Source organism: Cognatilysobacter terrigena (assembly GCF_004361065.1).
Classification (GTDB): domain Bacteria; phylum Pseudomonadota; class Gammaproteobacteria; order Xanthomonadales; family Xanthomonadaceae; genus Cognatilysobacter; species Cognatilysobacter terrigena.
Map to the genome: position 1 here is coordinate 52303 of NZ_SELT01000019.1, position 13332 is coordinate 65634.

At 68.8% G+C, this 13332-nt stretch carries 12 protein-coding genes, 4 tRNA genes, 1 other RNA gene and 1 pseudogene; 14 read left to right on the plus strand and 4 right to left on the minus strand.

The genetic code is table 11. The features are described 5' to 3' along the window. Positions 1-39 precede the first annotated feature (39 nt). Positions 40-321, plus strand: coding sequence for a SemiSWEET family transporter (locus EVS83_RS11485; RefSeq protein WP_133501185.1), 282 nt, complete (start codon positions 40-42; stop codon positions 319-321). Here the strand turns inward: EVS83_RS11485 and EVS83_RS11490 are convergent. The 4 genes from EVS83_RS11490 to hemA all read right to left on the minus strand — a co-directional run bounded on the left by EVS83_RS11490 (position 318) and on the right by hemA (position 4975). Then, the gene (locus EVS83_RS11490; protein WP_166636887.1) at positions 318-2036 is read right to left on the minus strand and encodes an O-linked N-acetylglucosamine transferase, SPINDLY family protein; all 1719 of its coding nucleotides are present in this window, start codon (positions 2034-2036) and stop codon (positions 318-320) included. The two genes, EVS83_RS11485 and EVS83_RS11490, sit on opposite strands and share 4 nt — an antisense overlap. Before the next feature lies 1 nt (position 2037). Next, a complete protein-coding gene (locus EVS83_RS11495; RefSeq protein ID WP_133501187.1) occupies positions 2038-2496 on the minus strand; it encodes a GNAT family N-acetyltransferase in 459 nt (152 codons plus the stop codon). Positions 2497-2557: 61 nt separating this feature from the next. Beyond that, a complete protein-coding gene (prfA, locus tag EVS83_RS11500) occupies positions 2558-3643 on the minus strand; it encodes a peptide chain release factor 1 (RefSeq protein WP_133501188.1) in 1086 nt (361 codons plus the stop codon). 66 nt (positions 3644-3709) lie between these two features. Beyond that, complete coding sequence (hemA, locus tag EVS83_RS11505) at positions 3710-4975, minus strand: glutamyl-tRNA reductase (protein WP_133501189.1); 1266 nt, start codon at positions 4973-4975, stop codon at positions 3710-3712. Between the two features lie 94 nt (positions 4976-5069). On the opposite strand from hemA, the pseudogene EVS83_RS11510 reads away from it, so the two are divergent. The 13 genes and pseudogenes from EVS83_RS11510 to EVS83_RS11570 form a co-directional block, all read left to right on the plus strand. After that, positions 5070-6755 (plus strand): annotated as a pseudogene (locus EVS83_RS11510) (tetratricopeptide repeat protein); the annotation flags it as partial. 284 nt (positions 6756-7039) lie between these two features. Next, entirely contained in the window at positions 7040-7636 is a 597-nt protein-coding gene (gene lolB / locus EVS83_RS11515) for a lipoprotein insertase outer membrane protein LolB (RefSeq protein ID WP_246022901.1), read from the plus strand. Further along, on the plus strand, positions 7633-8514 hold the full coding sequence (gene ispE, locus EVS83_RS11520) for a 4-(cytidine 5'-diphospho)-2-C-methyl-D-erythritol kinase (RefSeq protein ID WP_133501192.1): 882 nt from the start codon (positions 7633-7635) through the stop codon (positions 8512-8514). The genes lolB and ispE overlap by 4 nt, the downstream gene beginning before the upstream one ends. A 26-nt stretch (positions 8515-8540) precedes the next feature. Beyond that, positions 8541-8616: transfer RNA gene (locus EVS83_RS11525), tRNA-Gln, on the plus strand. A 91-nt stretch (positions 8617-8707) separates the two neighbouring features. Then, positions 8708-9667 carry a ribose-phosphate diphosphokinase gene (locus EVS83_RS11530; protein ID WP_133501193.1) on the plus strand — a complete coding sequence of 320 codons (960 nt, stop codon included), beginning with the start codon at positions 8708-8710 and terminating at the stop codon, positions 9665-9667. 98 nt (positions 9668-9765) lie between these two features. Continuing rightward, positions 9766-10389, plus strand: coding sequence for a 50S ribosomal protein L25/general stress protein Ctc (locus EVS83_RS11535; RefSeq protein ID WP_133501194.1), 624 nt, complete (start codon positions 9766-9768; stop codon positions 10387-10389). A 60-nt stretch (positions 10390-10449) separates the two neighbouring features. After that, on the plus strand, positions 10450-11031 hold the full coding sequence (pth, locus tag EVS83_RS11540) for an aminoacyl-tRNA hydrolase (protein WP_133501195.1): 582 nt from the start codon (positions 10450-10452) through the stop codon (positions 11029-11031). Between the two features lie 68 nt (positions 11032-11099). Further along, a complete protein-coding gene (ychF, locus tag EVS83_RS11545) occupies positions 11100-12191 on the plus strand; it encodes a redox-regulated ATPase YchF (RefSeq protein WP_133501196.1) in 1092 nt (363 codons plus the stop codon). Between the two features lie 79 nt (positions 12192-12270). Continuing rightward, positions 12271-12356 (plus strand) — tRNA-Tyr (locus EVS83_RS11550). 37 nt (positions 12357-12393) lie between these two features. Continuing rightward, positions 12394-12525: non-coding RNA, RtT sRNA (locus tag EVS83_RS11555), on the plus strand. Between the two features lie 55 nt (positions 12526-12580). Continuing rightward, positions 12581-12654, plus strand: a tRNA-Gly gene (locus tag EVS83_RS11560). Positions 12655-12686: 32 nt separating this feature from the next. Further along, positions 12687-12762, plus strand: a tRNA-Thr gene (locus EVS83_RS11565). Positions 12763-12813: 51 nt separating this feature from the next. After that, positions 12814-13332 (plus strand): GTP-binding protein (locus EVS83_RS11570; protein ID WP_133501197.1); only part of this gene is annotated, 519 nt, incomplete at its 3' end.

The following is a 13332-nucleotide window of genomic DNA, read 5'->3' on the forward strand; positions in this document are numbered from 1 at the left end:
CCGCGACGCTCGCGGCATGCGAACCATTCGACGTCATCCATGAATGCGGCCGACTTCATCGGCTGGGGCGCATCGGCCGTGCTCATCGCCACGCTCGCGCGTCAGGTCTACACGCAGTGGCGCGAACGCACGACCGAGGGTGTCTCGCGCTGGCTGTTCATCGGACAGATGTGCGCGAGCGTCGGCTTCGTGATCTACAGCTGGATGCTCGGCAACGGCGTGTTCGTGTTCACCAACGCCGTGTTGCTGCTCACGGGTGTCGTCGGACAGCTGATCTACCGGCGCAACCGGCGGCTCGCCGAACGCGAAGGCGCGACCTAGTCGACGATCGCGTGCGGCGGCTGGCCGTTGCGCCAGCGCGTCGCCATCTGCGTCGCGATCGAGGCGAACGCCGCCGCGAAGCGCGGCATGTCGAATAGCGGCGACGTGCGACGCGCGGCGTCGAGACGCGCACACAGTGCGGCGCGTGCATCGGCATCGCGGCCGAGGCGGATCGCCGTGGCGACGAAGGCGGCGTCGTCCGCGGCGATCAGTTCGTCGAGGCCCAGCGTGCGCACGAGGCTCGCGGCGACGCGTGAGGCGAACGTTGCGCCGGGCCGCGTGAGCACCGGGCAGCCGGCCCACAGCGCATCCGACGCAGTGGTGTGCGCGTTGTAGGGCAGGGTGTCGAGGAACAGATCCGCCATGCCGAGGCGGGCGAGATATTTCGGTTGCGGCTGCTTGCTCATGAAGACGAGCCGCGCCGGGTCGACGCCCGCAGCGCGTGCGGCGTCGCGCAGTCGATCGTCCGCGCGGCCGGGTCCGCGCAACAGCCACAGCACGCTGCCGTCGACCTCGCGCAGTACGTCGAACATCCGTCGCATGCTGGCCGCGTTGAGCTTGTAGCTGTTGTTGAAGCAGCAGTAGACGACGCCCTCGTCGGGGAGGCCGCAGTCCGCGCGCGTCGGCGCAGGTTCGGGCTCGCGCGTCGTGTCGGACGGCTGGAATGCATGCGGCAGCCACGCGACGTGCTCGCTGAAATGCGGCGCGAGCGCGGCGGGCAGCACGGTGCGATCGGCGAGCACGTAATCCATCCAGGACGCGCCCGACGTACCCGGATACGCGAGCCAGTTCACCTGCACGGGTGCAGGGCGCATCGCGAAGACTTCCGGCACGCCGCCGCCGCCCCAGCCGCGCAGGTCGTACAGCACGTCGATGCGCGCATCGCGGATCGCGCGGGCCACGTCCGCATGCGCGCGATGCGTGACGTCGTGGAGCGTGGTCGCTGCCGCGAGGCGTCGACGGATCGGGCTGCCGTCGTCGGGCGTCAGCGCGAACGTGTGTGCCTGCACGCCGTCGATCGACGCCAGCGCTTCGAAGAACGCGACCGTGAGCAATCCCGTCGGATGCGCACCGAACCCGTTGGAGATGAATCCGAGACGGACCGGCTCGCCGATACGCGATGCGCGTTCGACCGCGGGCAGCGGTCGAACCGAGGCGGCGATGATCTCGGCGCGAAGTCGCGCGCACTGCAGCTGCTCGGCGGGCGTCGCGTCCTCACTGAGGAACGCGAACGGTTCGACCGGCGCCTGCCGACGCCGCACTGCGTCGCGCACCTTCGTCGATAGCGCTTCGACATCGCGCCAATCGCAGAGGCGTCGTCGTGCAGCGAGGAGATAGGCCGCGACCATCGGCTCGTCCGGCATCACCCGATACGCATGCGCGAACGCGTCGGCCGCTTCCTCGACACGGTGCACGTCTTCGAGCGCATGACCGAGCCACACGGCGATGCCCGGATGGCCCGGCGCGGCCTGCGCGGCTTTCATCAACGTTTCGGCGGCGGCTTCCGCCTGCCCGAGCATCGACTGCGCGCGGCCGAGGCGCGCGAGCGCTTCGGGATGGCCGGGCCGCAACTGCAAGGCATGGCGCGCGGCGAGTTCACCCGCGATGGGATCACCGGCGTCCAGTTCCGCTTCGGCGAGCATCACCCACGCGATCGCATCCTGCGGCGTGCGCTGGACCTGCTGGCGTGCGAGCTGGCGTTCATCGATCGACACGTCAGGCGGTCGCCGCGGCAAGGCCGAGCGCGTACCACTGCGTGGTCTCTTCGCTCCAGCCGGCTGCACGGTACAGCGCACGCGCAGCGTGGTTGTCCTGCGCGGTCTCGAGCACGATTCGCGCGGCGCCGGCATCGCGTGCCGCATCAGCCGCCGCATCGAGCAATGCGCGGGCGACGCCGCTTCGGCGCGCGCTCGCGTCGACATAGAGATCGTTGAGCACGCGGATGGGCCTCATGCGCACCGACGAGAACATCGGGTAGCACTGCACGAACCCGACGGCGTCATCGCCGCGCCACGCGAGGTGGATCGTCGATTCGCCACGGGCCATGCGTTCGGCGAGGAACGCGCGCGCGGCGGCGACGTCGGACGGCTGGCCGTAGAACCGTCGGTACGCATCGAACAACGCGGCGGCGGCGTCGAGGTCGTCGGGCGTGGCGAGGCGGATGCGGAAGTCCATGGCGCGGCGTCCAGTCGGGCGTTCCCGATTGTCGCCGCTCGCCGCGCGGCGCGACACCCCGTCAGCTCGCGGAGGTCAGTCGCGCGAGTTCGTCGGCCTGGTTCTCCTGCTGCAGGCGGTCGAGCAGCGGATCCAGCGCGCCTTCGATCACGTTCGGCAGGTCGTACAGCGTGAGGCCTTCGACGCGGTGGTCGGTGATGCGGCCCTGCGGGAAGTTGTAGGTGCGGATGCGCTGGCTGCGATCGCCACTGCCGACCTGCAGCTTGCGCGTCTCCGCCTGCGCGGCCGCGGCCTTCGCTTCCTGCGCCTCGGCGAGCATCGCGCGCAGGCGCTTCATCGCCTTGTCGCGGTTCGCGTGCTGGCTGCGCTCCGTCTGGCTCTCGACCACGATGCCGCTCGGCAGGTGGGTGATGCGGATGGCCGAATCGGTCTTGTTGACGTGCTGGCCGCCTGCGCCGGACGAGCGATACGTGTCGATGCGCAGGTCGGCGGTATTGATCTCGATCGGCGCTTCCTCGGCTTCCACCGGAATGATCGCGACGGTCGCGGCGGAGGTGTGGATGCGGCCCTGCGATTCCGTCGCCGGCACGCGCTGCACGCGATGCGTGCCCGACTCGAACTTCAGGCGCGAATACGCGCCGCGGCCTTCGACGCGCGCGATCACTTCCTTGAAGCCGCCGTGCTCGCCAGGATTCGCCGATTCGACTTCGATGCGCCAGCCCTGGCGCTCGGCGTAGCGCGAATACATGCGGAACAGGTCGCCGGCGAATATCGCCGCTTCGTCACCACCGGTGCCCGCGCGCACTTCGAGATAGAGATCGCCTTCATCGCGCGGATCCTTCGGGATCAGGTGCGCGAGCAGTTCGCCTTCGAGGACTTCGAGGCGTTGCGACGCGGCGTCGATCTCCTCGTCCGCGAGCTCGCGCATCTCCGGGTCGTCGCGCATCGCCTGCGCAGCGGCGAGATCGCCGCGGGCGCGCTGTTCGTCGGCGAGCGCGCTGGCGACCGGTTCGAGCTGCGCGAATTCGCGCGACAGCCGGCGGAACTGGTCAGCGTCGCCAATGACGCCGGGATCGGCGAGCAGGCGTTCGAGTTCCTCACGACGTTCGGCGAGGGCTTCGAGCTTGCGGCGCAGGGAAGGATTCATGCGAAAGGACCGGACGACGGAGCAGGGCGGCCGCGCTGCGGCCGTGCGATGGCGACGTCGAGGTCGCTAACGCTCCGCGTCGTCGCCGGGCGCTTCGGGGAACAGGCGTTCGACCGCACGGGCGAGTTCCGCATCGCCCTGCACGGCCGCATCGCGCACGGCGACGGTCGGTGCGTGCAGCAGGCGATTGGTCAGCGTGTGCGCGAGGAACTCCAACGCGTCTTCGGGCGACACGCCGGCTGCAAGCTGCTGCTTCGCCTTCGCCAGCACATCGGCACGTGCGACTTCGCCATGCGTGCGGATGCGCTTGACCGGCTCGGTGCGCGAACTCGCGTCGAGCTTTTCCCGGAAACGGGCGACTTGCAGCTCGACGATCGCTTCCGCTTCATCCGCGGCTTCGCGACGACTGCGGCGGTTGTCCTCGATCGCGCGCTCGAGGTCGTCGACCGGGTAGAGGAAAACGTCCGACAGCTGCGCCACATCCGCGGCGACATCGCGCGGCACGGCGAGGTCGAGCAGCAGCATCGGCCGGCGACGACGTGCTGCGAGCGCGGCTTGCACGTGCGTCGCGTGCAGGATCGGCTCGCGGCTCGCCGTCGCGCTGATCACGATGTCCGCTTCGGCGAGATGCTTGTCGAGATCGGCGAGCGGCAGCGCATAACCGCCGTGGCGCTGCGCGAGATCCTGCGCGTGCGCGAGCGTGCGGTTGGCGACGAGCAGTCGCTTCGTGCCCGCCTGTACGAGATGGCGCGCGGCGAGTTCGATGGTTTCGCCCGCGCCGATCAGCAGCACGGTGGACGTATCGAGCGGCGCGAACGATTCCTGCGCGAGCTTCACCGCGGTCGATGCGACCGACACCGGATTCGCGCCGATGCGCGTGTCGGTGCGCGCGCGCTTGGCGGTGGTGAACGCGTGCTGGAACAGACGGTCGAGGCGGTTCCCGAGCGTGCCCGCCGCGCGCGCCGTCGCCCAGGCGTCTTTCACCTGGCCGAGGATCTGCGGCTCGCCGAGCACGAGCGAGTCGAGTCCCGTCGCGACGCGGAACAGATGGCGCACCGCGTCGGCATCGCCGTGGCGGTAGAGATAGGCGTGCAGGTCGGGCCCGACGTTCGAACGCGTCGCGAGCCAGTCCGCGAGCGACGCGCCGTCGTCGGCGGTCTCGGCGTAGAGCTCGGTGCGGTTGCAGGTCGACAGCAGCGCGACTTCGTTCACCGTCGGCATCGCGCGCAGCTCGTCGAGCGCGCCGTTCAGCGCGTCGCCGGCAAACGCCACCCGTTCGCGCACGTCGACGGGCGCGGTGGCGTGGTTGAGGCCGATGACGTGAAAACCCATTCGTTACAGGGGCGTGCGCTAAGCTGCGGCGGCAGTCCCGTCATTCTAACGATGCGGGTGCTGCGACCTCTGGAACCCATTATCGCGGGTGCGCATGCGTCACGTTTTGCGTTCGATCAAGCGGTTCAGTCTGGCGGTCGCGATCGTGCTCGCGCCGCCCGTCCTTGCCGCGCCCGCGGCCAAGCCGGCCACGACCGGCGACCTGCCGCTGGAGTCGCTGCTGTCGGGCGAATTCGCGCTGCAGGCCGGCAAACTCGATCAGGCCGCCAAGGGCTACGTCGACGCCGCCCGCACCTCGCGCGACGCCGGCCTCGCCGAGCGCGCGACCGGGATCGCGCTGGTCGCCAAGGACGACCGTCGCGCCGCCGAGGCGCTGAAGCTCTGGCGCGACCTGCTCGGCCCCGCCGCCGGCGACCGCGCCGATCTCCACGTCGCCCAGGCCACGCTGGCGCTGCACCGCGGCGACGAAGCCCTCGCCACGCGCGAACTCAGCACCCTGTTCGCGCAGCAGGAAGACGGCTGGCGCTACGCCATCGGCGCGCTCGCCGGTGGCGCGAAGACGCCGAAGCAGGCCGCATCGGTCGTCAAGCGGCTGCTGGACGCCAACGCCGTGCCGTCGACGCTCCCCGCCTGGCTCGCCCTGGGCGGCCTCGCCCAGCGCCTGCAGGAGCCCGCGCTCGCCGACCGCATCGTCGCCCAGGTGATCGAACGCGTCCCGCGCGACCCGCGCGTGACCCTGCTCAAGGCCAGCCAGCTGCGCGAGGCCGGCAAGAACGCCGAGGCGAAGGCGGCGATCGACACCCTGCGCGCTGCCACGACGACGGACGCCGACCTGCGCCTGCTCGTCGCCCGCGAATACGACGCGCTGGGCGAATCCGCCGCCGCCGCGGACACGCTCGCGACCGGCCCGCAGGACGACCAGACCTATGCGCTGCGCGCATCGCTTTACGCGCGCGTCGACGACAAGGCGCGCCTGCAGCAGCTCTACGACGAGCTGTCGCGCAACGCGCAGCGCCCGGAGCCCGATCGCCGCCTGCTGCTCGGCCAGCTCGCCGAGTACCTCAAGCATTACGACGCGGCGCTCGACTGGTACCGCTCGGTGCCGGGCGGCCCGCAGCGCTGGACCGCACGCCTGCGTACCGCGAACGTCCTGCACGAACTCGGCCGCGGCAAGGAAGCGATCGACTCACTGCACGCGCTGCAGCAGGACGCGTCGGCCGACGACGACGTGCGGCGCATGGCCTACAACCTCGAGGCCGGCCTCTGGCAGAAGGACAAGGACGACGCGCACGAGATGGACGCGTATGCGCGCGGCCTCGCCGCATTCCCCGACGATCCGGACCTGCTCTACGCCCGCGCGCTGACCTGGGAGCGCCGCGACGACATCCCGCGCGCCGAGGCCGACCTGCGTCGCATCCTCGTCGCGCAACCCGACAACGTCGCCACGGTCAACGCGTTGGGCTACACGCTCGCCGACCGCACCACCCGCTATCGCGAGGCGCTGGAGCTGATCAACCGCGCCCGCGCGGCCGAGCCGAACAACGCAGCAATCGTCGACAGCTACGGCTGGGTGCTCTACCGCCTCGGCAAGCCCGCCGATGCGCTGCCGGAACTGCAGCGCGCCTACACGCTGCAGAAGGACGCAGAGATTGCCGCGCACGTCGGCGAAGTGCTGTGGGTGCTCGGTCGTAAGGACGAGGCCCGCAAGTACTTCGAGGACTCGCGGCGTATCGATCCCGAAAACCGCTCGCTCGCCCGCGCGCTGCAGAAGACCGGCGCGACGTTGCCGCCCCCAGCGCCCGCGACGGGCAAGTCGGGTGACGCCGGGACGCCGGCGGACGGAGCCGCTGCGGGAGCAGGGGAGTCGGGTGGCGCGTCGCAGTCGGTGGTGCCGACGTCCGCGCCCGCTGCTGCGCCGTCCGCGTCGACCGGCAAAGGCGGTGCTGCGTGAGGGCGGGGTCGGTCACTTGCCCTCGGATCGAGGCCGAAGACGGCAGCTCGGCGGCAGAAGGCACCACACTGAAGAGCGCGCGCAGCAGAACCCGGGTTCGGTTCTTGGCGATCGTGCTGCTCAGCGCGACGCTGCTCGTTGGCTGCGCAACGACCCGGGTCACTCCCACGCCGGTCGCTACCGACGCCGCGACCGCCGCGCTCGAGAAGCGCGAGCAGGATCTCGCCGCCCAGACCCGCTGGGGCCTCGACGGCCGCATCGCCGTATCGAATTCGCGCGACGCCGGCAGCGGCCGCATCGAATGGCGGCAGGACGGTTCGCGTTTCGACATCGAACTGACCGCGCCGATCACCCATCAGGGCTGGCGCCTGCACGGCGAGCCCGGCCGGGCGGTGCTCGACGGGCTGCCGGGCGGCCCGCGGGAAGGGTCGGACGCCGAAAGCCTGCTCCGCCAGGCGACCGGCTGGTCCATCCCCGTGGCCTCGCTGCCGGCCTGGGTGCGCGGGCTGCGCGCGGATCCGCGCACCGCGACCGTGCAGTTCGGCAACGACGGCCGCCTGGCGCACCTCGCGGAAGCCGGCTGGACGATCGACTACACCTGGCCGGCGGACACGGCGGCGGCGCTGCCCTCGCGCATCGAAGCCCGTCGCGACGATGCGCGCGTCCGACTCGTCGTGGACCGCTGGACGGACGGCACCGACGCGCCATGAGCGGCGAGTGGAGCGCTTGGCCGGCACCGGCCAAGCTCAACCTGTTTCTCCACATCACCGGCCGTCGCGACGACGGCTACCACCGGCTCCAGACCGTTTTCCGGCTGCTGGAGTGGGGCGACACGATCCGGCTGCGCCCGCGTTCGGACGGTGTCATCGAGCGGCTCGGCTGGTCGGTGCCGGGCGTGGACTCCCCCGATGACCTCGCGGTTCGTGCCGCGATCGCGTTGCGAAAAGCGGCGGACGTCGCTCAAGGCGCCGACATCGAGATCGAAAAACGCATTCCCGCCGGCGGCGGTTTCGGCGGCGGTTCCTCCGACGCGGCGACCGTGCTGGTGGTCCTCAACCGGCTGTGGGGCATTGACTGGCCCCTCGAGCGGCTGGCGGCTCTCGGGCTCTCGCTGGGCGCCGACGTCCCCGTTTTCGTGCTCGGCCGCAATGCTTGGGCCGACGGCATCGGCGAGGAACTGCAGCCGATGGACCTCGCGCCCGCGTGGTACCTCGTCGCCGAGCCCGGCGTACATGCGCCCACCGCCGCTCTTTTCGCGTCCCCTGATTTGACGCGCGATTCACCGCCCTTGAAAATGGCGGACTTCGTTGCGGGGGGCGACCCCCGGAGTGGCCGGTTCGGGAACGCCTTCGAGCCCGTGCTGCGCGCGCGCGAGCCTGCGGTCGACGTGGTGCTCGACGCGCTGTCGCAGCTCGGGACGGCGCGACTGACCGGTTCGGGCAGCGGGTGCTTCGTCGAATTCGCCACGCGCGAAGCCGCCGAGGACGCGCTCCGCCGGCTTCGGCCGACCGTTCGATGCCGGCTCGTCGCCGGTGCCGCCGTGTCGCCGCTGCATCGGGCGCTCGAAAGGTTCCAGGCCTCGCCTTAAAACGCGTCGCCACGTTCGACAACGACAGGGGCGTCGCCAAGCGGTTAAGGCACCAGGTTTTGATCCTGGCACGCGAAGGTTCGAATCCTTCCGCCCCTGCCATTCGCGACGAACGCGAACGGCTGCGCGATGCGCGCCGACGCGTGTGGTGTGCATCAGACCGAATTCCGAACACCTTCCGACGCCGGCCGCCATGCACAAAGATCGAAACCTTCTCGTCTTCAGCGGTAATGCGAATCGCCCGCTCGCCGAGGCGGTGTGCAAGGAGCTCGGCGTCCGCATGGGCAAGGCGCTGGTCGGCACGTTCTCCGACGGCGAAGTGCAGGTCGAGATCGAAGAGAACGTGCGTCGCCAGGAAGTGTTCGTCATCCAGCCGACGAACGCACCGACGGCCGAGAATTTCATGGAGTTGCTCGTCCTGATCGACGCGCTCAAGCGCGCATCGGTGAGCAACGTCACCGCGGTGGTGCCGTACTTCGGCTACGCCCGCCAGGATCGCCGTCCGCGCAGCTCGCGCGTGCCGATCACGGCGAAGGTGGCGGCGAAGATGTTCAGTGCGGTGGGTACCGATCGGGTGCTGACGGTCGACCTGCACGCCGACCAGATCCAGGGCTTTTTCGACATTCCCGTCGACAACGTCTATGCGTCGCCGCTGCTGCTCGCCGACATCTGGCGCGCGCACGGCACGGACAACATGGTGGTGGTGTCGCCCGACGTCGGCGGCGTGGTGCGTGCGCGAGCGATCGCGAAGCGCCTCGACGACGCGGACCTCGCCATCATCGACAAGCGGCGTCCGAAGGCGAACGTCGCGACCGTGATGAACATCATCGGCGACGTGAACGGCAAGACCTGCGTGCTGGTCGACGACATCGTCGACACCGCGGGCACGCTGGGCGCGGCGGCGGGTGCGCTGAAGGAACGCGGTGCGACGAAGGTGGTGGCGTACTGCACGCATCCGGTGCTGTCGGGTGCGGCGATCCAGAACGTCACCAATTCGGCGCTCGACGAGCTCGTCGTCACCGACACCATCAAGCTGTCGGATGCCGCGCGCGAGTGCAGCAAGATCCGCCAGCTCAGCGTTGCGGAATTGCTGGCGGAAACGATCCGCCGCGTCGCGTTCGGCGAGTCGGTCAGCTCGCTGTACGTCGATTGAGTTTTGCGGCCGAAAGGCCGCTCTCCGGCTCACCTGGTCGCGGGTGAGTCACACCATCGCCGCGAGGCGATTTCATTGCAGCAAAGTGAGTAACTGAAATGTCCGAACACACCATCAAGGCCACCGGCCGCGATGACGCGGGGAAGGGTGCGAGCCGCCGCCTGCGTCGTGCAGCGTCGATTCCGGCCATCGTCTACGGCGGCAAGTCCGAGCCGAAGTCCATCCAGCTCGACCATGAAGCGGTCTGGCTGGCCCAGCAGAACGAGTGGTTCTACTCGTCGATCCTGTCGCTCGACATCGACGGCAAGGTCGAGAGCGTGCTGCTGCGTGACATGCAGCGCCACCCGTACAAGCAGCAGATCGTCCACCTCGACTTCCAGCGCGTCGACGCCAACCAGACGCTGCGCGCGTCGGTGCCGCTGCACTTCCTGAACCAGGAAAAGTCGCCGGCCGGCAAGTCGGCCGAAGTGGTCGTCACGCACGAGCTCAACGAAGTCACCGTGAGCTGCCTGCCGAAGAACCTGCCGGAGTTCATCGAGGTCGACCTGTCGAACCTCAAGCAGGGCGACATCGTCCACCTGTCCGACATCAAGCTTCCGAACGGCGTCGAGCTGCCGGAACTGAAGCTCGGCAAGGAGCACGACGTCGCGGTCGTCATCGCCAAGGCAGCGCGTACGTCCGACGAGGACGAGACGCCGGCCGCGGAAGGCGACAAGAAGTAATCGCGTCATCCGGACGGGCCGGCCTTCGTGGCCGGCCCGTTCGCGTCTGTGGACCACGCAATGGCCGGTTTGAAACTCATCGTCGGACTGGGCAACCCCGGTGCCGAGCACGCACGCCAGCGGCACAACGCCGGGTTCTGGTTCGTGGACGAGCTCGCGCACAAGTTCGGCGGCAGCTTTCGCATCGAGTCGAAGTTGTTCGGTGAGGTCTGCAAAGTCGACATCGCAGGGCAGAGCGTGTGGTTGCTCAAGCCGTCGACCTTCATGAACCTCTCCGGCAAGTCGGTCACCGCTGCGCTGCAGTTCTGGAAGATCGAACCGGACGAAGCGCTGCTCGCGCACGATGAACTCGATCTCGCGCCCGGCATTGCGCGCCTCAAGTTCGACGGCGGCCACGGCGGCCAGAACGGCCTGCGCGACACCATCCGACTGCTCGGCCACGCGAAGTTCCACCGGCTGCGCGTCGGCATCGGCCATCCCGGCCACAAGGACAAGGTCGTCGGCTGGGTGCTCGGCAAGCCGTCGCCGGCGGACGAATCGATGATCCTGCGTTCGATCGACGATGCGATCGACGTCATGCCGCTCGCCGTCTCGGGCGACATCAACGAGGCGATGAAGCGTCTCAACACCGTCAAAGCCTGAGCGGGCATGCGGAAACGGCTGCACGACGGCCGCTTCCGCATCACCGTTCGAATCACCGGAGCCACGCCATGGGCATCAAATGCGGCATCGTCGGCCTGCCCAACGTCGGCAAGTCGACCCTCTTCAACGCGCTGACCAAGGCGGGCATCGCCGCGGCGAATTTCCCCTTCTGCACGATCGAGCCCAACGTCGGCGTCGTGCCGGTGCCGGATCCGCGCCTGAATCAGCTGTCGGACATCGTGAAGCCGCAGAAGGTCATCCCGACCGCGGTGGAATTCGTCGACATCGCCGGCCTCGTCGCCGGTGCGGCGTCGGGCGAGGGCCTCGGCAACAAGGTCCTCGCGCACATCCGCGAGGTCGATGCGATCACGCATGTCGTGCGCTGCTTCGAGAACGACGACGTCATCCACGTCAACAACAAAGTCGATCCGATCGCCGACATCGACACGATCGACACCGAGCTCGCGCTGGCCGACCTCGAATCGGTCGACAAGGCGCTGCAGCGCGCGGAGCGTTCCGCGAAGTCGGGCGACAAGGACGCGAAGGCGCGCGCCGAGGTGCTCGGCCGCATCCGTGTCGTGCTCGACGACGGCAAGGCCGCGCGCACCGCGAAGCTCTCGGACGAGGATCGCGCGCAGGTCCGCGACCTGTTCCTGCTGACGCTCAAGCCGGTGATGTACGTCGCCAACGTCCTAGAGGACGGCTTCGAGAACAACCCGCACCTCGAGGCCGTACGCGCCCGCGCGGCGACCGAGGGCGCCGAGGTCGTGCCGGTGTCGGCGGCGATCGAGGAAGAGCTGAGCCAGCTCGACGACGCCGACCGCGACGCGTTCCTGACGGACCTCGGCCTCGACGAGCCGGGCCTGAACCGCGTCATCCGCGCCGCCTACAAGCTGCTCGGCCTGCAGACCTATTTCACCGCGGGCGTGAAGGAAGTCCGCGCCTGGACGGTCAAGGCCGGGTCGACCGCGCCGCAGGCGGCGGGCGTCATCCACACCGATTTCGAGAAGGGCTTCATCCGCGCCGAGACGATCTCGTTCGACGATTTCGTCAAGTACAAGGGCGAAGCCGGCGCCCGCGACGCGGGTCGCCTGCGCTTGGAAGGCAAGGAATACCGGGTGCAGGAGGGCGACGTCCTCCACTTCCGCTTCAACGTCTGACCGGCGGTTGGCGGCCGGTCGGAGAAGTGAACGCAGCGTTGACTTGGCTGGAACCGTCCGCCAGAATTGCGGGCTCTCCGGAGGGATACCCAAGCGGCCAACGGGGGCAGACTGTAAATCTGCTGGCTCACGCCTTCGGTGGTTCGAATCCACCTCCCTCCACCAGTTTTAGCGGTTGAAGCAGTAACTCGGCGGAAGTGTGGCCGGGACGAATTGGAGGTGGATGAGATCCACCGCTGGTTCGGCGATGAAGCGAAGCTTCATCGTGCGCGCCGAAAGGCGCGGCCCGCAGGCCAAGGCGCGTAGCGCCGCAGCCATCCACCTCCCTCCACCAGTTCCACCGGCGGACTTACCACTCGCCGGCGCAGTACCCAAGCGGTTCGTCCGGCGCGGGAGTAGTTCAATGGTAGAACCTCAGCCTTCCAAGCTGATGGTGCGGGTTCGATTCCCGTCTCCCGCTCCATTGAAAGCCGCGACAGACACCGCAACGTTTTCGCTCACGTAGCTCAGTCGGTAGAGCACCTCCTTGGTAAGGAGGAGGTCGCTGGTTCGATTCCAGTCGTGAGCACCACTTTGCAATCCACCGAACGCTTCAAGCGAAGCGCCCCAACGAGACGGAACCATGGCCAAGGGTAAGTTCGAGCGCACCAAGCCCCACGTGAACGTGGGCACGATCGGTCACGTGGACCACGGCAAGACGACGCTGACGGCGGCGCTGACGAAGATCGGCGCGGAGCGTTTTGGTGGTGAGTTCAAGGGTTACGACCAGATCGACGCGGCGCCGGAAGAGAAGGCGCGCGGCATCACGATCTCGACGGCGCACGTGGAATACGAAAGCGCGAATCGTCACTACGCGCACGTCGATTGCCCGGGCCACGCCGACTACGTGAAGAACATGATCACGGGTGCGGCGCAGATGGACGGCGCGATTCTGGTGTGCTCGGCCGCGGACGGCCCGATGCCGCAGACGCGCGAGCACATCCTGCTCTCGCGCCAGGTCGGCGTGCCGTACATCGTCGTGTTCCTGAACAAGGCCGACATGGTCGACGACGCCGAGCTGCTCGAGCTGGTCGAGATGGAAGTGCGCGAGCTGCTGTCGAAGTACGACTTCCCGGGCGACGACACCCCGATCATCGCGGGC

Coding starts and splice junctions, on each gene's coding strand:
- EVS83_RS11485 (WP_133501185.1), top strand. CDS start 40: ATGAATGCGGCCGACTTCATCGGCTGGGGCGCATCGGCCGTGCTCATC.
- EVS83_RS11495 (WP_133501187.1), bottom strand. CDS start 2,496: ATGGACTTCCGCATCCGCCTCGCCACGCCCGACGACCTCGACGCCGCC.
- prfA (WP_133501188.1), bottom strand. CDS start 3,643: ATGAATCCTTCCCTGCGCCGCAAGCTCGAAGCCCTCGCCGAACGTCGT.
- hemA (WP_133501189.1), bottom strand. CDS start 4,975: ATGGGTTTTCACGTCATCGGCCTCAACCACGCCACCGCGCCCGTCGAC.
- ispE (WP_133501192.1), top strand. CDS start 7,633: ATGAGCGGCGAGTGGAGCGCTTGGCCGGCACCGGCCAAGCTCAACCTG.
- EVS83_RS11530 (WP_133501193.1), top strand. CDS start 8,708: ATGCACAAAGATCGAAACCTTCTCGTCTTCAGCGGTAATGCGAATCGC.
- EVS83_RS11535 (WP_133501194.1), top strand. CDS start 9,766: ATGTCCGAACACACCATCAAGGCCACCGGCCGCGATGACGCGGGGAAG.
- pth (WP_133501195.1), top strand. CDS start 10,450: ATGGCCGGTTTGAAACTCATCGTCGGACTGGGCAACCCCGGTGCCGAG.
- ychF (WP_133501196.1), top strand. CDS start 11,100: ATGGGCATCAAATGCGGCATCGTCGGCCTGCCCAACGTCGGCAAGTCG.